This is a genomic window from Aeromonas sp. 600948 (assembly GCF_049174875.1).
GTDB classification, from domain to species: domain Bacteria; phylum Pseudomonadota; class Gammaproteobacteria; order Enterobacterales; family Aeromonadaceae; genus Aeromonas; species Aeromonas veronii_A.
Genome location: NZ_JAAKTY010000006.1, coordinates 127165 through 150372 on the forward strand (window position 1 = coordinate 127165; position 23208 = coordinate 150372).

The following is a 23208-nucleotide window of genomic DNA, read 5'->3' on the forward strand; positions in this document are numbered from 1 at the left end:
TTATTAACGACATGTCAGCACTTTATTATGAAAGAATAACATAGGTTGACTAACAGGATAAATACTGATGATATAAAATCTACGTGTCACACTAAAACCGGAAATAGTTTATGCCTTCATTATGTGAACAAACGACAGAGATTTCAAAGTTAATCTCTGAAAATAAAATCGATGACTTAGGGTTTTATATTTTAATTGCTTTTATTAGTGGGGTTAGTGCATATCTAGGAAGTAGAATTAAAAAGAGCGCAGAATTGACTGCAATAAATAAAAACTTCTCTGAACATTTAGTACAACAAAGAAAATTGACTGAGGACTTAACAAAGATAAGAACGGACTTTGAAAAAGAGAATATTGCATATCAAATAAAACAAACAGACTTCAACGTTCGTTCGCTAGAAGCAATTGAGCTTGTATTTTCAAAGCTTGTTGTCATAAAAAAATGTGCAAAAGCGATTAGCAATGGCCTCCATGAAGAAAAAGCTGAGGAACTTCATAAAGCAGTAGACGACTTCATTGATACTTTTGATGTAAAACAAATATGGATACCAAAAAAACTAAGCGATGAAATCAAGGATGTTGCAATAGAGCTTGGAAATAAAGCCCATGTTTTCATACAGTTACAACGACGAACCACAAACATGTCAATGTTTAGTGATTTACAAGTTGAGAAACTGTTCGAAAAGCAAGATGCATTTTACGATTACATGGATGAGAAAATTAAAAATATCTTTGATGATTTATCAAATAAAATTAGAACTGAATCAACAAACTAAATGGATATGATGTTTGATTATTTGCCACTTAATACGCATTACCTACAGTGGCGACCCAGATCTCAACCGCACCTAATACGCTGATGTAATTGAGATCGGGTACAATCCCAAGAATTAAAAGCGTGAGGCTAACCGAACTAGCCAAAAAGCAGTAATCATCACAGCCAGTGTATCCACCGTAGATACACTGGCCGCCCCTCGCCTTCCCGGTCATTGCCCAAAACAATGGCCTCATGCAACCGACCCCAACCGAACTCAAACGCCTGATCGACAACCTGATCCGCATTGGCACCGTCACCGCCGTGCGCTCCGGAGAGTGTCGCGTCAAAACCGGCGACATCACCACCAACTGGCGGCCCTACACCACGGACAGGGCCGGGGCTAACCGTACCCGCCATCGCCTGAGCCTGGGCGAGCAGGTTATTTTGCTATCGGTCAGCGGTGATCTGCGCAATGCCTATATCGTCGGCCGCCTCAATGCAGACAAATTCCCCGAGCCGCTGGCCGAGGATGACAACCCGGATCTCGACCGCACCGAATACGCCGATGGCGCCATCATCGAATACAACCCAACAACCGGTGCACTCAACGCCACCGGCATCAAGCAAGCCACTATCACCGCCAGTGTCAGCGTCACTCTCGATACCCCCAAGACCATCTGCACCAACCTGCTGCAGGCCAAGCGCCTCATCTGCGACACCGCCAAGGTGGGGGACATCGAGGTGACAGAACACGGCCATGAAAAAGTGCAGCCGGGTGACGGCAAATCAGGGGGCCCGGTATGAACTGGCTCGGCATGAATGCCGCCAATGGCCGCGCCATCAGCGCCACCGACCACATTATCCAGTCGGTGCGCGACATCCTTATCACCCCGGTGGGTTCGCGGGTGATGCGCCGTGACTACGGTAGCGAGCTCTTTTACCTCATCGACATGCCCCAGCATCAAGCCACCCGCCTGCGCCTGATGGCCGCCACTGTGCAAGCCCTTATCAACTGGGAACCGCGCATCACCGTCACCCGCGTCGATGTACTGGGCGGCGGCATGAATGGTGCCCTCACCATCGAGCTCACCTGGCGGCGCAAAGATGGCGGCGTGCTGGAGTCTGCAACCATCCCCATTCCGACAGGAGCCGCCCAGTGAGCAATGTAGACCTGACCCAGCTCCCACCACCGGAAGTCGAGGAAACCCTCGACTTCGAGGCCATCCTGGCCAAGCGCAAGGCAACCCTGATCAGCTACTACCCGGCAGACCAGCAGGCGGCTATCGCTGCCACGCTGGAACTCGAATCAGAGCCGCTCAACAAGCTGCTGCAGGAGAACGCCTACAACGAATTGATCCTGCGGGCCCGCATTAACGATGCCGCCAAGCAGACCCTGCTCGCCTTTGCCAGTGGCACCACCCTGGACCATGTAGCCGGTGAGTACGAACTCGAACGCCTGCTGGTCACCCCAGGCAATCCATCAGCAACCCCGCCCATAGATCCGGTGTATGAATCTGATGACCGCCTGCGCATGCGCTGCCAAATGGCCTATGAGGGCATGGCCACGGCGGGCCCGGTCAATGCCTACAAGTTTCACGCCCTCTCGGCCAGTGCCGAGGTGGCCGATGTCGCCGTCGATAGCCCCACCCCGGGTACTGTCAGAGTGACCATCCTCTCACCGGCAGGCCAGCCGAGCGCCGACACCCTCAATCTGGTCGAGCAGGCACTATCTGCCGAAGACGTGCGCCCGCTCTGCGATCTGGTGGCAGTCGAACCGGCCCAGATCAAACCCTTTGCCGTTGATGCCACCCTCAACGCCATCGGCCTGGGTAAAGAGCAGGCCATTGCCGCCGCGAAAGAGGCCATGGCCAAAACGGCCGCCGCTTACTACCGTGTCGGGGCCACAGTTCCGCTTTCCGCCATCTATGCCGCCCTGCACCAGCCGGGGATCGACAGCGTCACCCTGCGCGCGCCGCTGACCGACGTCACCTGCAGCGCACAGCAGGCCGCCAAACTCACCTCCATCACCCTCGACTAAGGACACCACCATGGCAAACGCCCTCTATGACAAAGGCCGCGAAAAGTTTCTCACCGGCGCCATCAATGCCAGTGCCGACACCCTCAAGTGTGCCCTGCTCAAAAGCACCTATTCACCGACCCTCGCCAGCGATGAGTTCTACAGCGGGATCTCGGCCCATGTGGTCGGTACCCCGCAGACCCTCACCAGCAAAACCGTGGCTGCTGGCGTGCTCGATGCGGCCGATGTCACCTTCACCGCCGTGCCAACCGCCAACGTCAACTACTGCGCCATCTACAAAGACACCGGCAACGCCGCGACCAGCCCGCTGATCGCCCTGTTTGATACGGCGGCGGGCCTGCCGGTCAGCACCAACGGCGGCGACATCATCATCGCCTGGGATAACGGCCCCAATAAGATCTTCAAGCTCTGATGGCAACACTCTATCCCGTCTGGCGCGGGTCACTCACCTATCACGACGGCACCCTGTCACATGACGGGGCAGCTCTCTATCGGGGCACGGTGCAAGGCCCGGATGATCCAGCGCCAGAGGCCATTGCCGGGGTCAGAGTTGGCCTGACAGTGGCAGGGATAGAAGCAGGCCAGGCCGGGATGGCATCACTCATTCAGCGCGCCAAGCCAACCGGGATCAGCCAGTTTGCCGCCGGGGCCAACAAGCTGACCAGCCGCACCAAAGCCATCGCTATCAGCGATGGCGCACAGGGCGCTCCAGCAACGACCATCCGGGCCACGGTTGCAACAATGGGCGATCTGCTCGCCATGGGGGCGGCTGACATGTCAACACAGATAACCCTTGCCGGGCTTGATGCGGGAATTGTCGGCACGGCGGGAGTCAGAACCCGGCTCGGTACCGGCGGATTCCCCCCTGATGCCATCAAGGCGCCGACCATTCAGCAACGGCTGGCTCCTGCAGGGTTCGATCTCTGCGTCATCGGCAGCCACAAGGCCAGGGTGCGACAGACCATCGGTGATCTGGCTGACGGTCAGCATGGTGCGCCATTGCTGAAAACCAAGCTGGCGCAGGCGGCAACCGCCTTTACCGGCGCCATGGGCACACCGATCGCCAAGTACGCCCAGATCATCTATCCGATAGCACCAGCCCTGCCAGCAGCAACCCAGCCAGCCCTGACCATCACCCTGGCGCAGGATGGACTTGAGCCCCCATTGGTAGGCCCGTTCACCACCATTACTCGCTTGGCGACCCAAGGGGTCGATGCCGGTGGCATGGGGTCGCACAAGGTGCATCGCATGCCGCTGGCAACTCCCGCAACCCGGGATCTGCTGCCCCCCTCTGCAACCCGGCTGGAGCACCTGACCGCCGCCGCGCTGGCCTGCAACCTGACACCAGAAGTCATTACCTCTACCCGCTTTGCCGACACCTGCCCGGCGCCGTTGCTGCCCTGGCTGGCATGGGCCCGCTCGGTGGACTGGTGGGAGTTGGCGGAATCGGAAGACCAGCAGCGGGCGCTGGTCAAAGCCTCGTTCCGGTTGCATCAGCGCAAGGGCACCCCATGGGCCATCAAGGAGGCGCTGAACGTGCTGGGCTTTGGTGACAGCACCATCATCGAGCGCGCCACCGGCCGCCGCTATGATGGCACCCTCAGCTACAACGGCAACGAACCCCACGGCGACCCGACCCGCTGGGCAGTGTATCGGGTCATCTTGACCCGCCCGGTCACCACCGAACAGGCCAACCGCATCAAGCGCCTGTTGGCAGAGATGGCCCCAGCCCGCTGCCACCTCTCTGCACTCGATTACACCCGGGCGCCCGTTACCTACAACGGCGGCGCAACCTACAACGGCAACTACAACCACGGAGCCTCGTGATATGGCGAATTTACAAGAGGTCGTCAGCTGGGAGGCTGGCATCTACCAACTCGAAACCGGTGATCCGGTGCTGGGCGGCCCGGGCGGCATCTCCAACAAGCAAGCACAAGCGCTGGCCAACCGTACCGCCTACCTGAAAAAACACGTCGATGATATCGAAGGGGGCAACACGGCGGCGGGCAAGGCCAACAAGCTCAGCACCGCCCGCAATATCGCCCTGGCGGGCGATGTGACCGGTCAGGCGGCATTTGATGGCAGCGGCAACATCACCATCACCGCCACCTATAAAAACTCAGGAGTGGTGCCGGGTACCTATCGCTCGGTCACCGTCGATGCCAAGGGCAACATCACCGCCGGCAGCAACCCCACCACCCTGGCGGGCTATGGCATCACCGATGCCGTCCCCAGCGCGCAAAAAGGCGCAGCCAATGGGGTGGCGACGCTCGATGGCAGTGGCAAAGTCCCCGTCAATCAGATCCCGGCCACGGCCATCACCGACACCTTTGTCGTCAACACCCAGGCCGCCATGCTGGCCCTGACTGCCGAAGTCGGGGATATCGCCGTGCGAACCGACCTTAACAAGAGCTTCATCCTGCGGGTATCGGGCGCCGCCACCCTAGACAACTGGCAAGAACTGCTCACCCCGACAGACTCGGTGCAATCGGTGGATGGCATGACCGGTGCAGTGACCATCGCCACCGCCAGTGAAGCCGTGAAAGGTAAGGCACAGATCGCCACCCAGGCAGAGGTGAACGCCGGTACCGATGACACCAAATTCGTCACAGTCTTGAAACTGGCAAAGGTGGGCATTCAAAAACAGATCGCAACCTTCAAACAGGTGGGTGTAACCCACTGGGTGGTTCCAACCGGCGTGTATAAAGTCCTGGTCACTGTGGTCGGTGCTGGCGGCGGTGGTGGTGGAGCCAGCTCATCGACCAATTACAACGCCAGTGGTGGCGGGGGTGGCGCAGGGGGATATGCCAAAAAGTTGGTCAACGTATCGCCGGGAGACAGTATTCCCATCACGATCGGAACAGGGGGTAAAGGGGCACAAAATGGGACGGTTGCCGCCTCCCCCGGGCAAACCAGTTCATTTGGCACGTTTTGCAGTGCCACCGGCGGTAGCCCGGGCAACTCCGCTGTGGGTGGGTCCACCTCTTCAATGTGTGGTGCAGGAGGCGGCGGCGGGTTAGGTTCCGGCGGCGATATTGATGGTTATGGTGGCCATGGTTCAGCCGGGATTGCTTCCGCGCCTTCCGCAGCAGGGGGGTCTGTGGGCCAAGGACAAGGTGGAACAGCCCTCGCCTCATTGGGTAGAGGGGGAAATGGTGGCGCCACGGTAACAGGTAATCAGGGCGCTGCTGGCCAAGATGGATTAAACGGTATAGTCATTGTGGAGTGGTAAATTATGTGGGCACGAATCGAAAAGAATGTCGTCATGGAAACCACCGAGGTTGACCCCACTGGCCGCTATTATGAAGCGCTTGACTGGATGGCATGCAGCGATGATGTGATGCCTGGATGGGTCGTCTCAGGTAACAACATCACACCACCCTCAGCAACGGAAGTCTCTCCTGAAGATAGCGCGCAAACGCGCCTGTCAGACTGCCTCACGTTGGCAAATCAGACCATTGCCACCCTTCAGCCCGCAGTCGATGGCGGTTATGCCAAGCCAGAGCACACCCAGTTGCTGGCCGACTGGCAGCGTTACCGCTACGAGCTGACGCTGGTGTCGGAGCAAGCCGGCTGGCCAGAGTCGCCGCAGTGGCCAACCGAACCGGACAAAATCATCTAACGAAACACCCCGCCTTGTGCGGGGTGTTTCGTTACTGCCGTCCGTTACCCCGTTGTCACCGCCCATCCAGTGTATCCACGCCAGATACACTGGCCGCCGCTCGCCTGCCATCCCCAGCCCCTGCATCCTGACCCTGTTCACATCACCTGCATTACCTACGCAAAGAATGCTCCGTCCGGACAACAGGAGAACCTATGGCACTGGACCAATTCCACCACGGCGTGCGTGTCGTTGAAGCGACCGAGGGTACCCGTACCATCCGCACCGTCGCCACGGCGGTGATCGGCATGGTCTGCACCAGCGAAGACGCCGACGCCACCTACTTCCCCCTCGACAAGCCTGTGCTGATCGCCAACCTGCCGGCAGCCATCGCCAAGGCGGGCAGCGAGGGGAACCTCAAGCGATCGCTGCAAACCATCTATGACACCGTCAACACTATCGTTATCGCCGTGCGCGTAGCCAAGGGGGCTGACGCGGCGGCCCTCACCAGCAACATCATCGGCACCATCAAGCCCGATGGTAGCTATACCGGCCTCAAGGCGCTGGAACGGGCCACCCCGGCCACCGGCGTCAAGCCGCGCATCCTCTGCGTGCCGGACAACTGCACCCTGCCGGTGTCCACTGCGCTGGCGGGCATGGCCAAGAAACTGCGCGCCTTTGCTTATGTACCGACCATCGCCGAGACCGTCGAAGCAGCGCTGGCCTACCGTGAAAACGTCTCCAGCCGTGAGCTGATGCTGGTGCATGCCGACTGGACGGCGTGGGACGTTGCCGCCAATGCCAGCATCAAGCTCGATGCCTGCCTCAAGGCTGCCGCCATGCGGGCACTGATCGACAAAGAGATTGGCTGGCACAAGACCCTGTCGAACGTCGGCGTGACCGGGGTCGATGGCATCACCAAAAACCTGTTCTGGGATCTGCAAGACCCCGACACCGAGGTCGGCCTGCTCAACGCCAACGAGGTCACCGCACTGATCCGCTCTGACGGCTTTCGCTACTGGGGCAACCGCACCTGCTCAGATGATCCCCTGTTCGCCTTCGAGAACTACACCCGCACCGCCCAGATCCTGGCTGACACCATGGCCGAGGCGCACATGTGGGCCAACGACAAGCCGCTGCACCCATCCCTGGTCAAAGACATAGTCGAGGGGATCAAGGCCAAGGGGCGCGAGCTAGTGAACGGCGGTTATCTGCTCGGGTTTGACTGCTGGTACAACGAGGAGCTCAACGACAAGGACACCCTCAAGGCGGGCAAGCTGCGCATTGATTACAACTACACCCCGGTGCCGCCGCTTGAAGACCTCGGTTTCATCCAGCGCATCACCGATTCCTACCTCATCGACTTCGGCGCCCGCGTCGCGGCCGCAGCATAAGGAGCACCCATGGCACTGCCACGCAAACTCAAACGCCTGAACGTCTTTCTCAACGGCGAGAACTGGGTGGGTGAAGCGGAAGATTTCACCCCGGCCAAATTGACCCGCAAGTTTGAAGCCTATCGCGGCGGCGGCATGGGCGGCGCCGTCAACATCGACATGGGATTCGATGACAACGCCCTCGATGTCTCGTTCACCTTCGGCGGCTATGGCGAGCCCCTGCTGCGCTGCATGGGGGAACCCAAGGCCGACGGCACCATGGTGCGCTTTGCCGGCTCGGTACAGGACGACGACACCGCCGAAGTGGTACCCGTCGAGATCATCTGCCGTGGCCGCTTCAAAGAGCTCGACCGCGGCACCCTCAAGGCCGGTGACAACTCCCAGGCCAAGGTCGGCATGGTCAACACCTACTACAAGGAGACCATCAACGGTCAGGTGATCCATGAAATCGACCTCATCAACATGATTGAGATCGGCCCCGATGGCGTCGACCGCATGGCCGAGCACCGCAAAGCCATCGGCCTCTAACCCCTTCTCTCATCCAATGGGCGGTCCTTATCCAACCAATAAGTGCCGCCCTCACCACATCACCAGGAACCGACACCATGGAAAACAAAACCGTTACCCTCGACCAAGCCATCCAGCGCGGCGACACCACCCTCACCGAGATCCAGCTGCGTAAGCCCAAGGCGGGTGAAATGCGCGGCCTCAATATGACCGATGTGGTGCAGATGGACGTCAACGCCCTCACCAAACTGCTGCCCCGCATCACCACCCCCATGTTGACCGAAGCCGAGATCGGCAATATGGATCCGGCTGACCTGATGCAACTGGGCAGCGAGGTAAGCGCTTTTTTGGTACCGAAGAGAATGGCCTACCTCATTGCGTAGACGAGGTGATGGCCGATCTGGCCATCATCGCCCACTGGCCGCCGTCCGAAATGGCGGTCATGGAGATCAGCGAGCTGATGGGCTGGCACCAACGCCTCGTTGAGACTCACAACCGCATCAACGGGGCAGAACAACAATGAACCCTCTCAAACTGCAAATCCTGCTTAACGGGATCGACAAGCTCACCGCCCCCCTCAAGGCAGCCAGCGGCCAGAGCCGCATCACCGCCAAAGACCTGGTCGACACGAAAAAGCGCATCAAGGAGCTGGAAGCCCAGAGCGGCCAGATTGATGGCTATCGCACCCTCGGCCAGCAAATCGGTGCAACCCGCGCCCAGCTGACCCAAGCCCAGCGCGATGCCCAACAGATGGTGCAGCAGTTCGCCAAGGTCGAGCAACCGACCAAGGCCATGACCCGCGCCATGGAGCAAGCCAAGCAGAAGGTGCGCGACCTCTCCCAACAAGAGCGGGAAATGGTCGCCCGTCATGGCAGCCTGAAACGGGCCATGGGCGAGGCAGGCATCAACACCAAACAGCTGGGCCAGCACCAGCGCCAGCTCAAGAGCGATCTGGCTGCCGCCACCAGCCAGCTCGACCAGCAGCGGGCCAAGCTGGGGCAACTGGCCGACCAGCAAAAGCGCCTTAACCAGATCAAAGCCAACTACGACAAAACCATGTCCATGCGCGGCACGCTGGCAGGCTATGGCGCTGCAGGGATGGCCACCGGGGCCGCCGCCATCTACAAGGGCACCAATATCGCGGGCAAGGCGATGGGCTTTGATGTCGATATGTCCAAGGTGCAGGCGATCACCCGGCTGAGCAAAGAGAGCAGCGAACTGGCCGCCCTGCGGGCTCAGGCACGGGAGCTCGGCGCCAATACCGCCTTCACGGCGGGCGAAGCGGCGCAGGGTCAGGGCTTTCTGGCCATGGCCGGTTTCACCCCCAAGGCAATCCGTGACGCCATGCCCGGGGTGCTCGATATCGCCAAGGCGGGCGGCGTCGAGATTGCCGCTGCTGCCGATATCGGATCCAACATCCTGACTGGCTTCAAGCTGCCGGCCAACCAGATGACCCGCTTGGGGGATGTGATGGTCGGCACCTTCACCCGCGCCAACGTCGACTTGCAGATGCTGGGTGAAACCATGAAATACGTGGGGCCGGTAGCGGCAGGGCTCGGGGTCGACCTTGAAACCGCCTCCGCCATGGCGGGCAAGCTGGGGGATGCAGGGATTCAGGGCAGCATGGGCGGGACAGCCATCCGTGCCATTCTCGGCCGTTTGGCCTCCCCGCCCAAGGCGGCGAACGATGCATTAGCCGCCCTCAACGTCAAGACCGCCGATGCGGCGGGCAACCTGCGCTCGCTGCCCGATATCCTGGACGAGCTCTACAAGAAAACCAGCAAGATGGGGGACGCCACCCGCTCGGGCTACTTCAAGGCCATCGCTGGCGAAGAGGCATTTGCCGCCCTGACCGTGCTGACCGAGCAGGCCGGTTCCGGCAAGCTGCAGGAGCTAATCGCCACCTTGAAGCAAACCCAGGGGGAAGCGGGCAAGGTCGCCAAGGTGATGGCCGATAACGCCATCGGCGACCTGGACAACCTCACCTCCGCCTGGGATGACGTAGGGATCCAGATGATGGAGACCGAGAACGGCCCACTGCGCGGCATTATCCAGCGCGTCACCGAGATCATCCAGGTCACTGGCGACTGGATGCGGGCCAACCCAGAGCTGACCTCGACCCTGACCCGTATCGCGGCGGTCACCGCCGTAACGGCTGCTGCTGGCGGATCGCTGCTGCTGATTGTGGCCGGTCTGCTGGGGCCACTGGCTGCCATCAAAATGGGGCTTTCCACCCTGCTGGTCTATGGCGGCCCGCTGCTGACCTTCATCAAGGCGCTGACCATGGGCATGGTCAGGCTCGGCATTGCCATGCTTACCACCCCGATCGGCTGGTTCATCATGGGGATTGTGGCAATCGCGGCCGGGGCCTACCTGCTCTACAAAAATTGGGATGGGGTCACCAAGTGGTTCAGCGACCTATGGGCCCAGTGCAAGGCCTCTGCTCTCGCCTTCTGGGAACTCCTGAAAGAGCTCTTCTCATGGACCCCCATCGGCATGCTGATCATGCACTGGAACGAGATCTGGACCTTCTTCGATACCCTGCCTGCGGGCGCCGCCAACAAGGGTAAGGCCATCATCGATGGCCTGATTGGCGGCATCAGTGCCAAGTGGGAGAGTTTGAAGAACAAGATCAAAGCCCTCACCGACCTGCTGCCGGATTGGATGAAGGGGGGCGGCTCGGTCACCGCCAACGTCAATCCGTCCGGCTACCTCACCGGCAACTACAACACCCCGGCCATGGCGGGCGGTTCGGGATACGGCCCGCGCATCGTCACCCCGGTGCGGCCGGTGGCCCGAGGCAACAGCACCACCCAGATCCACGCCCCGATCAGTATCACCCAGCAGCCGGGACAATCAGCCACCGATGTGGCGCAAGAGGTGCGCCGCGAACTGGACCGACGCGAACGGCAGGCAGCTGCCAGTGGCCGCGCCTCCCTGACCGACCGTAATTAAGGAGCAACCACCATGATGATGACTCTGGGCTGGTTCGTGTTTATGCGCTCGACCGTGGCCCCGCAATCTCAACAAGACGAAAAATCATGGCGCCACCCGGGCAATAACCGGGTCGGCGCCCGCCCCTCATACCAGTACCTCGGGCCAGATGACGAGCTCAGTAACTTAAGTGGGGTGCTCTATCCAGAGCTCACCGGCGGCCCTGTCTCCCTCGATATGCTCAATAGCATGGGTGACAGCGGCCAAGCCTTCCCCTTAATCCAAGGGGATGGCGTGATGCGCGGCTCGTTCGTGATAGAGGGGATCAGCACCACCCGCAGCGAGTTCTTCCAGGATGGCAGCGCCAGAAAAATCGAGTTCAGCATCAAGCTCAAGCGGGTCGATGACAACGACAGCTCCCTCGGCAATACCTTGCTCGGGCGCACTGCGGGCAACCTGCTCGGTCGCTTGGGCGTTGGCAAGCTGCTGAACACGGTGGGCGGCAAACTCGGGGGGCTGCTCTGATGGGAGCATTCGACCTGTTCGGTACCCGCTTGACTGAAAACCTTGGCATCACAAGCCAGCTGGATGCCCTGAGCCAACAACATCCGGCGCCCGCCTATCAGGTGCGGGTCGATGGCAGCGATGTCTCGGGCACTCTGCGCCCACGCTTGATGCACATGACCATCACCGATAACCGGGGCTTTTCGGCCGATACCATCGAGATCGCCCTCGATGACAGCGACGGCAAACTGGCCATGCCACGCCGTGGGGCCACCCTTCAAGCCAGCATTGGCTGGCAAGGCGGCCCCCTGGTCGATAAAGGCACCTTCAAAATTGACGAGGTGGAGCATGGCGGCGCGCCGGATGTGCTCACCATCAGGGGCAAGTCGGCAGACCTGCGCGGGGGCATGAACAAACTACGCGAGCGCAGCTGGCACTTCGAGACCATCGGCGCCATCGTTGAGCAGCTGGCCGCCCGCTATGGCCTGACACCGAGCGTTGGCGACGCCTTCAAGGGGATGGTGATCGACCACATCGACCAGACCAACGAGAGCGATCTGGCCTTTCTCACCCGCTTGGCCACCGAGCAAGATGCCATCGCCACCGTCAAATCTGGCCGCCTGATGTTCATCAAGGCGGGCAACGGCACCACCGCCAGCGGTAAGCCACTGCCGGCTGTCACCATCACCCGCCAGGACGGCGATCAGCACCAGTTCTCGGTGGCAGACCGCGACGCCTACACCGGTGTCATCGCCTACTGGCAAGACAACAAGGCCGCCGAGAAGAAGAAAATAGAGGTGAAGCGCAAACGGAAGACCAAACCGAAAGAGGAACGGCCATTACCGCCTGGAGTGGTGGTCAACAAGAAGGAAAACGAGCTGCTGGTTGGTGACAGTGAGAACGTCAAGGAGCTGCGCCACGTTTACGCCAGCCAGAGCAACGCCATGCGGGCCGCCCGGGCAGAGTGGGAAAAGCTGCACCGCGGCGTGGCCGAGTTTCAGATCACCCTGGCCAAAGGCCGCCCCGAACTTTACCCGGAGCAACCCACCACGGTCAGGGGCTTCAAACCGCAAATCGACGAAGCAGACTGGCTACTCACCCAGGTCATCCACGACCTCACCGATCAGGGCTACACCAACCGCTTGCAACTCGAAGTGAAACTGGAAGAACTGCCTGAGTGACCACATAGATAAAAAAGCGTGGACATAATGTGGACATAAGAAAGGAAAAACTTATGTAAAACAAAGAGTTACAGATACAAAAAAGGAGGCCTAAGCCTCCTTTATTTTTTATAACAGTGCTGGAATTAGACCAGAGCTGCTTTAGCTTTTTCAACCAGGGCGGTGAAAGCCAGCTTGTCGTGAACGGCGATATCGGACAGGATCTTGCGATCGATCTCGATAGAAGCCTTCTTCAGACCGTTGATCAGACGGCTGTAGGACAGACCGTTCTGACGGGCAGCAGCGTTGATACGCGCAATCCACAGCTGACGGAATTGACGCTTTTTCTGGCGACGGTCACGGTAGGCATACTGACCAGCTTTGGTTACCGCTTGTACCGCTACGCGGTAAACACGGGAACGGGCGCCGTAGTAACCCTTGGCGGCTTTCATTACTTTCTTGTGACGAGCACGAGCAGTCACACCACGTTTAACTCTTGGCATTTTTCACATCCCCCCTTATGCGTACGGCAGACAAGCGACAACACGTTTGTGGTCGGCAGCGGAAACAAAGAACTTCGGTCCCAGCTGACGCTTACGCTTACTGCTCTTCTTGGTCAGGATGTGACGCAGGTGGTTGTGCTTGCACTTGAAGCGACCTGAGCCAGTCTTCTTGAAGCGCTTTGCGGCGCCCCGGTTGGTTTTCATCTTCGGCATTTCATACTCCGCATTGTGAGTGACAACAAAATCGCAAGGCGAACCGACTCATGGAGCGAGCCCCATGAGTCAATTTCTTGTGGGCCTTAAGATTTCTTCTTAGGTGCGAGGACCATCACAGCTTGACGGCCTTCGACTTTCGGGAACGATTCGACTACGGCTAACTCTTCCAGATCGTTCTTGACGCGCTCAAGAACCTTGATACCAAGATCCTGGTGTGCCATTTCACGACCACGGAAGCGCAGGGTGACCTTAGCCTTGTCCCCGTCTTCCAGAAAGCGAACCAGGTTGCGTAGTTTTACCTGATAGTCGCCTTCGTCAGTGCCAGGACGGAATTTGATCTCCTTGACCTGGACGACTTTCTGCTTTTTCTTCTGTTCTTTGGTGGTTTTGCTCTTTTCGTAGAGGAATTTGCCGTAATCCATGATCCGGCAAACGGGCGGCTCGGCGTTCGGACTGATCTCGACCAGATCCACTTCGGCCTCTGCGGCCAAGTTCAGTGCTTCCTGGATAGATACGATGCCAAGAGCTTCGCCATCCAGACCAGCCAAACGAACTTCTTTCAGACGGATCTCTTCATTGATCCGGTGAGCGCGGGCTTGCGGTTGCTTGCCCAGTTTTTTTCCGCCTTTTATAGCTTATTCCTCCACTTTCTTTTGTCCGCGGGTCTGAACTTCCTGGGTCAGCAGAGCGATGAACTCTTCAACAGGATAAGTGCCCAGGTCAGCCCCTTTACGAGTCCGTACTGCAATCTTACCGGCTTCAACTTCTTTATCGCCGCAGACCAGCATGAAAGGTACTCGCTTCAAAGTATGCTCGCGGATTTTAAAGCCAATCTTCTCATTTCTCAAGTCCGCTTTTGCGCGAAGGCCCGCATCATTCAATGCTTTGGCTACTTTCACCGCATAATCGGCCTGATTGTCCGTGATATTCATGACCACAGCCTGAGTCGGAGCCAACCAGGTCGGGAACAGACCGGCGTACTCTTCAGTCAGAATACCGATGAAGCGCTCGATAGAACCCAAGATGGCCCGGTGGATCATCACAGGTACATGACGATCGTTGTTTTCGCCCACATAAGTGGCACCCAGACGACCAGGCAGGGCAAAGTCGAGCTGCACGGTACCACATTGCCACGCACGATCAAGGCAATCGTGCAGGGTAAATTCAATTTTTGGACCGTAGAACGCCCCTTCACCCGGCTGCAAATCGTACTTCAGACCGTTGAGCTCCAGCGCTTCGGCCAGCGCTTTCTCGGCGCGATCCCACATCTCGTCAGAGCCGATACGCTGCTCGGGACGAGTGGAGAGCTTGACCACGATGTTCTCGAAGCCAAAGGTACCGTAGACGTCATAGACCATACGAATACAGCCGGAGACCTCTTCCATGATCTGCTCTTCGGTACAGAAGATGTGAGCGTCATCCTGAGTGAAACCGCGCACCCGCATCAGACCGTGCAGGGAACCGGACGGCTCGTTGCGGTGGCAGGAACCAAACTCGGCCATCCGCAGCGGCAGATCGCGGTAGGACTTCAGACCCTGGTTGAAGATCTGGACGTGACCCGGGCAGTTCATCGGCTTGATGGCGTACTCGCGGTTTTCGGACTGGGTGGTGAACATGGCCTGGGCATACTTCTCCCAGTGACCTGAACGCTCCCACAGGACGCGGTCCATCATGAACGGACCTTTCACTTCCTGATAGTCGTACTCTTTGAGCTTGCCGCGGATAAAGGTTTCCAGCTCACGGAAGATGGTCCAGCCATCGTTGTGCCAGAACACCATACCGGGTGCTTCTTCCTGCATGTGATACAGGTCGAGCTGCTTGCCGATCTTGCGGTGGTCGCGCTTGGCGGCCTCTTCCAGACGCTGCAGATAAGCCTTGAGCTGCTTCTTGTCAGCCCAGGCAGTACCGTAGATACGCTGCAGCATCTTGTTGTTGGAGTCGCCACGCCAGTAGGCGCCGGACATCTTCAGCAACTTGAAGTGGTGGCAGTGACGCATGTTGGGCACGTGCGGGCCGCGACACATGTCGATGTACTCTTCGTGATGATAGAGACCTGGCTGGTCATCACGGGCAATGTTCTGATCCAGGATTTCGACTTTGTAAGACTCGCCGCGCGCCTCGAATACATCGCGCGCTTCTTGCCAGGAGACTTTCTTCTTGATGACGTCGTAATCCTTGGCTACCAGCGCCAGCATGCGCTCTTCCAGGGCAGCCAGATCTTCATCGGTCAGGGTACGGTCAAGATCAACGTCATAGTAGAAGCCGTTGTCGATGACAGGACCGATGGCCATCTTGGTCTGGGGCCAGAGTTGCTTGATAGCATGACCCAGCAAGTGAGCGCAGGAGTGGCGCAGGATGTCCAGACCTTCTTCGTCTTTGGCGGTGATGATGGCCAGCGCAGCATCGGCTTCGATCAGCTCGCATGCATCCACCAGTTCACCGTTTACCCGACCGGCAATGCACGCCTTGGCGAGACCGGGACCGATGTCCGCAGCCACATCCATGACGGAAACAGAGTGGGCAAATTGACGTTGGCTGCCGTCAGGCAGAGTAATGATTGGCATTATGTGTTTCCTTATACAGTGGTGACCCCTACCAAAGGTCACATGCGGGATGGAAAAGAGATTCAAAAAGGTGATGTTCTGGTTCTCCACAGCACTTTGCGAAGACGGCCTGACACGCAAACAGCATGTTTAACATGACAAACCAAGCCAAAACGGCCCCCATGCTACCAGAAGTCGGGCGTGCTGTATCGGATTTGCAGATATTTTCTACAGTCAAATGAGTCGCCTACCGACTATTCGCCAAGCAGGGATTGCCAGTTGAAGTCAAAGTCACTGCTCCCCTCCTCTGCCAGCGCCAGCTCTTGCAGCACCTGAAGCGCCAGCTTGTTGCCCTTTTGTGCCGCCTGATAGAGCCACTGTTTCGCCTGAGCCAGATCGACCCTGCCGCTGACCCCCATCAGATGAAGCACACCGACTTTCAGCATGGCCGGGACATCACCATTGCGGGCAGCCTGCTCCATCCAGTGAAAGGCTTGGCGCAGATCTCGCTTGACCCCAACACCGCGCAGATAGAGCTCTGCCAGCCGATATTGGCCGAAGGGATCCCCTGCCTGCGCCGACTGGCGATAGAGGCTGATGGCCTGATGGATATCCTGCTCGCTCCCCTGCCCCACCTCATGACTCCAGCCCATCAGGGCTTGCGCCCGAGGTTGGCCTTGATCGGCCAGTGGCGACCAGATCCGGGTCGCCTCATCGAAGTGACCGGTACGCCAGGCACGGTTGGCGGCAGCCATCTCCTGCTCGGTGGAGAGCGGAAGCAGACGCCAGATAACCAGCGCAAGCAGACCGATAAACAGCCAGCGGGAAGTGGTGGGTCTCATGATGATTTCCGTGATCCAGTTCTCATTTTGTCTATGTAAACGAAATGTAGCGCCGCGATCAAGCTAGAGATCCCCACGAAAACCCTTTTTGCACCCGGTCGACCAGCAGTTGTTGTCATTTATCCGGGGTACCTGCAAAATAACTGTATGTATAAACAGTGTCGGTGCACACCATGGCAGGACGAGGCAGCCCCAACAATATCGATCACCGTTTTAGCGGCCCCCTTGTCGAAGCGGTCGATGACGGCTGGCAATCGTCCGATTGGGATGCCGCCTTCACTTCTTCTGTGCCTGGCACCGAGGTGCGGGAGATCGATGCACGCAGTATCATCAGCTACAACAGCTCGCCGGATGTCCCCTTTGGTCGCTCCATCAACCCCTATCAGGGGTGCGAACACGGCTGCATCTACTGCTATGCCAGACCCAGTCACGCTTATCTGGAACTCTCCCCTGGTCTTGATTTCGAGAGCAAGCTGTTTGCTAAACGCAATGCAGCCGATCTGCTGCGTCGGGAGTTTGCCAAACCGGCCTATCAGCCACAGACCATCTTCATTGGCGCCAATACCGACCCCTATCAACCCATCGAGCAGCGCTATCGCCTCACCCGGCAGTTGCTGGAAGTGATGCTGGCCCACCGCCATCCGGTCGGACTCATTACCAAGAGCGCCATGATCTTGCGCGACCTCGATCTGTTGACCGAGCTGGCCAGAGAGGGACTGTGTCAGGTGATGGTATCGGTGACGACCTTGAACGAAACCCTGCGGCGACAGCTGGAGCCCCGCGCCAGCACGGGCACCGGCCGCTTGAAAGTGATCGAAAAGCTGGCCAACGCTGGTATACAGGTGGGGGTATTGGCCGCCCCCATGATCCCGCGGCTCAATGAACCGGAGCTGGAGCAGATCATCAAATCGGCTGCCGAGGCTGGCGCCAGCTGCGCCGATTACATTCTGCTGCGCCTGCCCCACGAGCTGGCGCCGCTATTTGGTGACTGGCTCGATACCCACTATCCGGGCCAGAAGGAGGCTATTTTGAATCAGTTGCGAGCCAGCCGCGGTGGCGGGCTCAACAGTACCGCCTTCGGTACCCGCATGCGCGGTGAGGGGCACTTTGCCGATCTGCTGGCCCAGCGCTTTCGCCTTATCAGCAAACGACTTGATCTGGGCAAACGCCATATTCAGCTCAGGCTGGATGGGTTTATCCGCCCCGGGGAGCAGCTGTCGCTCTTCTAATCCCCCTGCTCACGCCCTTCACGCATCAGGCACAGAGCCCTTGCCTGCCAAGAGGTCGAGAGGAAGATATGCCGCGATACATCCTGTGGAAAACCCGCTTTCCTAATTTTCCAAATTGGCCAACGAAGTAGCCATGTCGCCACAAGATCGCGCAATCCGGTAAAGGCTGTGTTAGCGCCTTAGCCTGCGCGCTGATCCCGACCCTGCTGCACCATTTCAACCGGTAGTCGCGAGGGTTCATGAGCCACTTCGTGCTCATCCTCTTCATACAGCGGCACCTCTGACTCGCCCCATACCCGGCTCCACCAAATTTCCCACGTGATCCAACTGGTCATATGCAGCTCCTGACGGTGAAGGTGATTGCAACAACGCACCACTCGCCTGGCAGGATAGCGGCTGGGAATGACAGGGAAATGACAAAAAAATCACTTGTAAAAAGGCAACTGGCGGTGGCGAGGAAAAGCCGAAACAGTTCACATATTCGGCGAAATCATACTGAAAGCGGTCACAAATCTGCAGGTTGTTGATTGCAGCTCACTCTGTTCCCGCCAAAGCTGAGTTGCCCATTCAGGCATCTATAAAAACAGGGACACAATAATGAAACACACAGCGGGAATATGGGCGATCGCAGGCATGCTGATCGCCCCCTTGGCGCACGCCGACGTCATACTGCACGCCTTCAACTGGAAGTACAGTGAAGTGACCGCCAAAGCCGATCTTATCAAGTCAGCCGGTTACAAACAGGTACTCATCTCACCACCTCTCAAGTCATCAGGCAACGAGTGGTGGGCTCGTTACCAGCCGCAGGATCTGCGTCTTGTCGACTCCCCTCTTGGCAACAAGCAGGATCTCGAGCAGCTGATCGCCGCCATGAAGGCGCGAGGTATCGCCGTCTATGCCGATGTGGTGCTCAACCACATGGCCAACGAAAGCTGGAAACGCAGCGATCTCAACTATCCCGGCAACGAGCTGCTGCAAAGCTACGCCAGCAACCCGGCCTATTTCGAGCGCCAGAAACTGTTTGGCGATCTCGGGCAAAACTTCCTCTCCGGTCAGGATTTTCATCCCGAAGGGTGCATTAGCGACTGGAGCGATCCGGGTCATGTCCAGTATTGGCGACTCTGTGGTGGTGCCGGTGACAAGGGGCTGCCGGATCTGGATCCCAACAACTGGGTAGTGAGCCAGCAACAGGCCTATCTCAAGGCGCTTAAGGGGATGGGGATCAAGGGTTTTCGGGTCGATGCGGTCAAACACATGAGCGATTACCAGATCAATGCCGTGTTCACCCCCGAGATCAAACAGGGGATGCATGTCTTTGGCGAGGTGATCACCACAGGGGGCGCAGGCAGCACCGATTACGAGCGCTTCCTCAAACCCTACCTCGACAGCAGCGGCCAGGGAGCCTATGACTTTCCGCTGTTTGCCTCCCTGCGCGGTGCCTTCAGTTACGGTGGCAGCATGAACCTGCTGGCGGATCCGGGCGCCTATGGTCAGGCGCTACCGGGCAGTCGTGCCGTCACCTTTGCCGTGACCCACGACATCCCCACCAACGACGGCTTCCGCTATCAGATCCTGAGCCAGACTGACGAGAAGCTGGCCTATGCCTACCTGCTCGGCCGCGATGGTGGCTCGCCACTGGTCTATTCGGATCACGGCGAAACCCAGGCCAAGGATGGACTGCGCTGGCAGGATTACTACCAGCGCGCCGATCTCAAGGAGATGATCCGCTTCCACAATACGGTGCAGGGTCAACCCATGCAGCTGATCGGCAGCGGTGACTGCTTCGTGCTGTTCAAACGGGGCAAACAGGGGCTGGTCGGCATAAACAAGTGCGACTATGAGCAGGAGTATTGGCTCGATACCGCCAAGTTCGAGATGAACTGGTATCGCAACTATCGTGACGTGCTCGACCAAGGTGCCGTGGTCAATGTGCAGAGCCAGTGGTTACGGGTCGCCATTCCCGCCCGCAGCGCCAGAATGTGGCTGCAGGAGTGAGCCTGCCGTAAGAGCAGCGTAGAGTCATAAAATGCAAATAAATAAAAAGAGCGACCACCTGGGTCGCTCTTTTTGATCAGAGACGTTGCTCGGGTAACTGGTGACGATTACTCGTCGCCCGCTTCCCCAGCATCGACCGCATCAGTGCCGGTCACGGTATCGGTACCTTCAGATACCTCACCGTCAACGGCCAAAGCGTCGTTCTCGTCTTCGTCGCTCTCGGCGATACGCTGCAGGCCAACCACGGTCTCGTCTTCACCGGTACGGATCAGACGGACACCGCCGGTGTTACGGCCAATGACGCTCACCTCGGCAACACGGGTACGCACCAGGGTACCGCCGTTGGTGATCAGCATGATCTGGTCGGTATCTTCGACCTGGATCGCATCGATCACCTTGCCATTGCGCTCATCCACCTTGATGGAGATAACGCCTTGGGTACCACGGCTCTTGGTCGGGTATTCGGCCAACGCAGTCCGCTTGCCGTAACCGTTCTCGGTGGCGGTGAGGATGGCACCTTCGCCGCGCGGAACGATGAGGGAAACCACCTTGTCACCGGCGCCCAGCTTGATGCCACGGACACCGGCTGCGGTACGACCCATCGGACGCACACCCTTGAAGGTACCCTTGCTTTCGGTGCCTTCGCCGTTGTCGCTACCATCATCGTCGTTGCCGGCATCGTCGTCGGTTTCAACGTCATCGCTGACATCGGCATCAGCGCGACCGCTGCCTTCCGCGAAGCGAACGACTTTACCCGCATCGGAGAAGAGCATGATCTCGTTGCTGCCATCGGTGATATCCACCCCGATCAGCTCATCACCCTCTTTGAGGTTGATGGCGCGGATACCGGAGGAGAGCGGACGGCTGAAGTCAGAGAGGCTGGTCTTCTTCACGGTACCGTTGGCGGTGGCGAAGAAGACATACTTCTCGGCGTCATATTCCTTCACCGGCAGGATAGCGGTGATACGCTCACCCTCTTCCAGCGGCAGCAGGTTGATGATCGGACGACCACGGGCGCCACGGGATGCTTCCGGCAGCTGGTAAACCTTGAGCCAGTAGACCTTGCCACGGGTGGAGAAGCACAGAATGGTGTCGTGGGTGTTGGCCACCAGCAGACGCTCCACAAAGTCCTCTTCCTTGATCCGGGTGGCCGACTTGCCACGACCACCGCGGCGCTGGGCCTCGTAGTCGGAGAGCGGCTGATACTTCACATAGCCCTGGTGAGACAGGGTGACCACCACGTCTTCCGGGGTGATCAGATCTTCGATGTTGATCTCGGCACTGGACATGCTGATCTCGGTGCGACGCTCGTCGCCATACTGCTCGCGTACAGCCAGCAGTTCATCGCGGATCACTTCCATCAGACGAGCCGGGCTCGCCAGGATGTGCAGCAGCTCGGCGATCAGGTCCAGCAGAGATTGGTACTCTTCCAGGATCTTCTCGTGCTCAAGGCCGGTCAGCTTGTGCAGACGCAGGTCAAGGATGGCCTGGGCTTGTTGTTCGGTCAGGAAGTATTGACCTTCACGGATACCGAACTCGGGCTCCAGCCACTCTGGCCGTGCCGCGTCGTCGCCCGCTTTTTCCAGCATGGCGGCCACGTTGCCGAGTTCCCAGCCCTTGGCAACCAAGCCCGCTTTCGCGTCGGCCGGGGTCGCGCTGTGACGGATCAGCTCGATGATGGGATCAATGTTGGCCAGCGCAACCGCCAGACCTTCCAAAATGTGCGCCCGATCCCGCGCCTTGCGCAGTTCGAACACGGTCCGGCGAGTCACCACTTCACGGCGGTGCAGCAGGAACGCATCAAGGATCTCTTTAAGGTTCATCACCTTGGGCTGGTTGTTATCGAGCGCCACCATGTTGATGCCGAACGTGGTCTGCATCTGGGTGTGCTTGTAGAGATTGTTCAGCACAATCTCGCCGGACTCGCCGCGCTTGATCTCGATAACGATGCGCATGCCGTCTTTGTCAGACTCATCGCGCAGGGCACTGATGCCCTCTATCTTCTTCTCTTTGACCAGCTCGGCGATCTTCTCGATCAGTCGAGCCTTGTTCACCTGATAGGGGATCTCGTGAACGATGATGGTCTCGCGACTGGTCTTCTCGTCCACTTCCACTTCAGCTTTGGCCCGCACATAGATGGAGCCACGACCGGTACGGTACGCCTGCACGATGCCGGAACGACCGTTGATAATGCCGCCGGTGGGGAAATCCGGGCCGGTGATGTAGGTCATCAGCTCGTCAATGGTGAGGTCGCCGTTTTCGATCAGCGCCAGGCAGCCATTGACAATCTCGGTGAGATTGTGAGGCGGAATGTTGGTCGCCATGCCCACCGCGATACCGGAGGAGCCGTTGACCAGCAGGTTGGGAACCTTGGTAGGCATGACCGCCGGGATCATCTCGGTGCCGTCATAGTTCGGCACCCAGTCCACGGTCTCTTTGTCCAGATCAGCCAGCAGCTCGTGGGAGATGCGGGCCATCCGCACTTCGGTATAACGCATCGCCGCGGCGCTGTCGCCGTCGACCGAACCGAAGTTGCCCTGACCATCGACCAGCATGTAACGCATGGAGAAATCCTGCGCCATCCGGACAATGGTGTCATACACAGCGCTATCGCCGTGCGGGTGATATTTACCGATTACGTCACCGACCACACGGGCCGATTTTTTATAGGGCTTGTTCCAGTCGTTCCCCAACTCGTTCATAGCAAACAGAACGCGGCGGTGAACCGGTTTCAAGCCATCACGCACATCCGGCAGAGCTCGTCCTACGATCACGCTCATGGCGTAATCAAGATAGGAACTCTTGAGCTCTTCTTCGATGTTGACCGGCGTGATCTCTCTGGCCAGATCGCTCATAGAAAGCCTTATCCCTAATTAGTTGTTCTTTGGCTTAAACAGCGCGACATGGTAACACACTGAGCCAAATACCTTAAGCCACAAATCGGGTATCAGATCGGGCTGGTGTGACAAAGTCCGTCCGTTATAA

24 protein-coding genes are annotated in these 23208 nt (G+C 58.4%); 17 read left to right on the forward strand and 7 right to left on the reverse strand.

Going from position 1 to position 23208, the window contains the following annotated elements; genetic code table 11:
* Positions 1 to 110 precede the first annotated feature (110 nt).
* From G5182_RS07450 to G5182_RS07520, 15 genes are all read left to right on the forward strand, one after another.
* Positions 111 to 776 (forward strand): hypothetical protein, encoded by a 666-nt coding sequence (locus G5182_RS07450; protein ID WP_421254297.1) that lies wholly within the window; start codon positions 111 to 113, stop codon positions 774 to 776.
* 233 nt (positions 777 to 1009) lie between these two features.
* A complete protein-coding gene (locus G5182_RS07455) occupies positions 1010 to 1561 on the forward strand; it encodes a phage baseplate assembly protein V (RefSeq protein ID WP_421254298.1) in 552 nt (183 codons plus the stop codon).
* Positions 1558 to 1917, forward strand: coding sequence for a GPW/gp25 family protein (locus tag G5182_RS07460; protein WP_421254299.1), 360 nt, complete (start codon positions 1558 to 1560; stop codon positions 1915 to 1917). Before G5182_RS07455 ends, G5182_RS07460 begins: the two co-directional genes overlap by 4 nt.
* Entirely contained in the window at positions 1914 to 2795 is an 882-nt protein-coding gene (locus tag G5182_RS07465; protein WP_421254300.1) for a baseplate assembly protein, read from the forward strand. The genes G5182_RS07460 and G5182_RS07465 overlap by 4 nt, the downstream gene beginning before the upstream one ends.
* Positions 2796 to 2805: 10 nt before the next feature.
* Positions 2806 to 3207 carry a hypothetical protein gene (locus G5182_RS07470; protein ID WP_013723883.1) on the forward strand — a complete coding sequence of 134 codons (402 nt, stop codon included), beginning with the start codon at positions 2806 to 2808 and terminating at the stop codon, positions 3205 to 3207.
* Positions 3207 to 4622, forward strand: a complete 1416-nt coding sequence (locus G5182_RS07475) for a phage tail protein I (RefSeq protein WP_421254301.1) — start codon at positions 3207 to 3209, stop codon at positions 4620 to 4622. The genes G5182_RS07470 and G5182_RS07475 overlap by 1 nt, the downstream gene beginning before the upstream one ends.
* A gap of 1 nt (position 4623) precedes the next feature.
* The gene (locus G5182_RS07480) at positions 4624 to 6027 is read left to right on the forward strand and encodes a glycine-rich domain-containing protein (protein ID WP_421254302.1); all 1404 of its coding nucleotides are present in this window, start codon (positions 4624 to 4626) and stop codon (positions 6025 to 6027) included.
* A gap of 33 nt (positions 6028 to 6060) precedes the next feature.
* The gene (locus G5182_RS07485; protein ID WP_421254303.1) at positions 6061 to 6417 is read left to right on the forward strand and encodes a tail fiber assembly protein; all 357 of its coding nucleotides are present in this window, start codon (positions 6061 to 6063) and stop codon (positions 6415 to 6417) included.
* A 194-nt stretch (positions 6418 to 6611) separates the two neighbouring features.
* Positions 6612 to 7790, forward strand: coding sequence for a phage tail sheath protein (locus G5182_RS07490; protein ID WP_421254304.1), 1179 nt, complete (start codon positions 6612 to 6614; stop codon positions 7788 to 7790).
* A gap of 9 nt (positions 7791 to 7799) precedes the next feature.
* A complete protein-coding gene (locus G5182_RS07495; protein WP_421254305.1) occupies positions 7800 to 8318 on the forward strand; it encodes a phage major tail tube protein in 519 nt (172 codons plus the stop codon).
* Between the two features lie 77 nt (positions 8319 to 8395).
* Positions 8396 to 8680, forward strand: coding sequence for a phage tail assembly protein (locus G5182_RS07500; RefSeq protein ID WP_019445430.1), 285 nt, complete (start codon positions 8396 to 8398; stop codon positions 8678 to 8680).
* Between the two features lie 8 nt (positions 8681 to 8688).
* A complete protein-coding gene (locus G5182_RS07505) occupies positions 8689 to 8820 on the forward strand; it encodes a GpE family phage tail protein (protein WP_041202707.1) in 132 nt (43 codons plus the stop codon).
* Positions 8817 to 11252 carry a phage tail tape measure protein gene (locus G5182_RS07510; RefSeq protein ID WP_421254306.1) on the forward strand — a complete coding sequence of 812 codons (2436 nt, stop codon included), beginning with the start codon at positions 8817 to 8819 and terminating at the stop codon, positions 11250 to 11252. The genes G5182_RS07505 and G5182_RS07510 overlap by 4 nt, the downstream gene beginning before the upstream one ends.
* Before the next feature lie 12 nt (positions 11253 to 11264).
* Positions 11265 to 11756, forward strand: a complete 492-nt coding sequence (locus G5182_RS07515; protein WP_216963400.1) for a phage tail protein — start codon at positions 11265 to 11267, stop codon at positions 11754 to 11756.
* A complete protein-coding gene (locus G5182_RS07520; protein WP_421254307.1) occupies positions 11756 to 12916 on the forward strand; it encodes a phage late control D family protein in 1161 nt (386 codons plus the stop codon). Before G5182_RS07515 ends, G5182_RS07520 begins: the two co-directional genes overlap by 1 nt.
* 125 nt (positions 12917 to 13041) lie before the next feature.
* On the opposite strand, the gene rplT is transcribed toward G5182_RS07520, so the two are convergent.
* The 5 genes from rplT to G5182_RS07545 form a co-directional block, all read right to left on the reverse strand.
* Positions 13042 to 13398 carry a 50S ribosomal protein L20 gene (gene rplT / locus G5182_RS07525; RefSeq protein ID WP_005300683.1) on the reverse strand — a complete coding sequence of 119 codons (357 nt, stop codon included), beginning with the start codon at positions 13396 to 13398 and terminating at the stop codon, positions 13042 to 13044.
* Positions 13399 to 13413: 15 nt separating this feature from the next.
* On the reverse strand, positions 13414 to 13611 hold the full coding sequence (rpmI, locus tag G5182_RS07530; protein WP_005300673.1) for a 50S ribosomal protein L35: 198 nt from the start codon (positions 13609 to 13611) through the stop codon (positions 13414 to 13416).
* Between the two features lie 86 nt (positions 13612 to 13697).
* Positions 13698 to 14228 carry a translation initiation factor IF-3 gene (gene infC, locus G5182_RS07535; RefSeq protein ID WP_234923365.1) on the reverse strand — a complete coding sequence of 177 codons (531 nt, stop codon included), beginning with the start codon at positions 14226 to 14228 and terminating at the stop codon, positions 13698 to 13700.
* A 21-nt stretch (positions 14229 to 14249) separates the two neighbouring features.
* On the reverse strand, positions 14250 to 16178 hold the full coding sequence (thrS, locus tag G5182_RS07540) for a threonine--tRNA ligase (RefSeq protein ID WP_005336690.1): 1929 nt from the start codon (positions 16176 to 16178) through the stop codon (positions 14250 to 14252).
* A gap of 233 nt (positions 16179 to 16411) precedes the next feature.
* Positions 16412 to 16999 carry a tetratricopeptide repeat protein gene (locus G5182_RS07545; protein ID WP_421254308.1) on the reverse strand — a complete coding sequence of 196 codons (588 nt, stop codon included), beginning with the start codon at positions 16997 to 16999 and terminating at the stop codon, positions 16412 to 16414.
* Between the two features lie 173 nt (positions 17000 to 17172).
* Between G5182_RS07545 and G5182_RS07550 the strand changes: the two genes are divergently transcribed.
* Positions 17173 to 18228, forward strand: coding sequence for a PA0069 family radical SAM protein (locus G5182_RS07550; RefSeq protein ID WP_005336693.1), 1056 nt, complete (start codon positions 17173 to 17175; stop codon positions 18226 to 18228).
* Between the two features lie 179 nt (positions 18229 to 18407).
* Here the strand turns inward: G5182_RS07550 and G5182_RS07555 are convergent, their stop codons facing one another.
* Positions 18408 to 18563: a hypothetical protein gene (locus G5182_RS07555; protein ID WP_005345370.1), complete on the reverse strand. Its 156-nt coding sequence runs from the start codon at positions 18561 to 18563 to the stop codon at positions 18408 to 18410.
* A gap of 262 nt (positions 18564 to 18825) precedes the next feature.
* On the opposite strand from G5182_RS07555, the gene G5182_RS07560 reads away from it, so the two are divergent.
* The gene (locus G5182_RS07560) at positions 18826 to 20223 is read left to right on the forward strand and encodes an alpha-amylase family protein (protein WP_421209059.1); all 1398 of its coding nucleotides are present in this window, start codon (positions 18826 to 18828) and stop codon (positions 20221 to 20223) included.
* A gap of 107 nt (positions 20224 to 20330) precedes the next feature.
* On the opposite strand, the gene gyrA is transcribed toward G5182_RS07560, so the two are convergent.
* Positions 20331 to 23078: a DNA topoisomerase (ATP-hydrolyzing) subunit A gene (gene gyrA, locus G5182_RS07565; RefSeq protein WP_216962815.1), complete on the reverse strand. Its 2748-nt coding sequence runs from the start codon at positions 23076 to 23078 to the stop codon at positions 20331 to 20333.
* Positions 23079 to 23208 lie beyond the last annotated feature (130 nt).

Coding starts and splice junctions, on each gene's coding strand:
- G5182_RS07450 (WP_421254297.1), top strand. CDS start 111: ATGCCTTCATTATGTGAACAAACGACAGAGATTTCAAAGTTAATCTCT.
- G5182_RS07455 (WP_421254298.1), top strand. CDS start 1,010: ATGCAACCGACCCCAACCGAACTCAAACGCCTGATCGACAACCTGATC.
- G5182_RS07460 (WP_421254299.1), top strand. CDS start 1,558: ATGAACTGGCTCGGCATGAATGCCGCCAATGGCCGCGCCATCAGCGCC.
- G5182_RS07470 (WP_013723883.1), top strand. CDS start 2,806: ATGGCAAACGCCCTCTATGACAAAGGCCGCGAAAAGTTTCTCACCGGC.
- G5182_RS07475 (WP_421254301.1), top strand. CDS start 3,207: ATGGCAACACTCTATCCCGTCTGGCGCGGGTCACTCACCTATCACGAC.
- G5182_RS07480 (WP_421254302.1), top strand. CDS start 4,624: ATGGCGAATTTACAAGAGGTCGTCAGCTGGGAGGCTGGCATCTACCAA.
- G5182_RS07485 (WP_421254303.1), top strand. CDS start 6,061: ATGGAAACCACCGAGGTTGACCCCACTGGCCGCTATTATGAAGCGCTT.
- G5182_RS07490 (WP_421254304.1), top strand. CDS start 6,612: ATGGCACTGGACCAATTCCACCACGGCGTGCGTGTCGTTGAAGCGACC.
- G5182_RS07495 (WP_421254305.1), top strand. CDS start 7,800: ATGGCACTGCCACGCAAACTCAAACGCCTGAACGTCTTTCTCAACGGC.
- G5182_RS07500 (WP_019445430.1), top strand. CDS start 8,396: ATGGAAAACAAAACCGTTACCCTCGACCAAGCCATCCAGCGCGGCGAC.
- G5182_RS07505 (WP_041202707.1), top strand. CDS start 8,689: ATGGCCGATCTGGCCATCATCGCCCACTGGCCGCCGTCCGAAATGGCG.
- G5182_RS07510 (WP_421254306.1), top strand. CDS start 8,817: ATGAACCCTCTCAAACTGCAAATCCTGCTTAACGGGATCGACAAGCTC.
- G5182_RS07515 (WP_216963400.1), top strand. CDS start 11,265: ATGATGATGACTCTGGGCTGGTTCGTGTTTATGCGCTCGACCGTGGCC.
- G5182_RS07520 (WP_421254307.1), top strand. CDS start 11,756: ATGGGAGCATTCGACCTGTTCGGTACCCGCTTGACTGAAAACCTTGGC.
- rplT (WP_005300683.1), bottom strand. CDS start 13,398: ATGCCAAGAGTTAAACGTGGTGTGACTGCTCGTGCTCGTCACAAGAAA.
- rpmI (WP_005300673.1), bottom strand. CDS start 13,611: ATGCCGAAGATGAAAACCAACCGGGGCGCCGCAAAGCGCTTCAAGAAG.
- thrS (WP_005336690.1), bottom strand. CDS start 16,178: ATGCCAATCATTACTCTGCCTGACGGCAGCCAACGTCAATTTGCCCAC.
- G5182_RS07545 (WP_421254308.1), bottom strand. CDS start 16,999: ATGAGACCCACCACTTCCCGCTGGCTGTTTATCGGTCTGCTTGCGCTG.
- G5182_RS07550 (WP_005336693.1), top strand. CDS start 17,173: ATGGCAGGACGAGGCAGCCCCAACAATATCGATCACCGTTTTAGCGGC.
- G5182_RS07555 (WP_005345370.1), bottom strand. CDS start 18,563: ATGACCAGTTGGATCACGTGGGAAATTTGGTGGAGCCGGGTATGGGGC.
- G5182_RS07560 (WP_421209059.1), top strand. CDS start 18,826: ATGAAACACACAGCGGGAATATGGGCGATCGCAGGCATGCTGATCGCC.
- gyrA (WP_216962815.1), bottom strand. CDS start 23,078: ATGAGCGATCTGGCCAGAGAGATCACGCCGGTCAACATCGAAGAAGAG.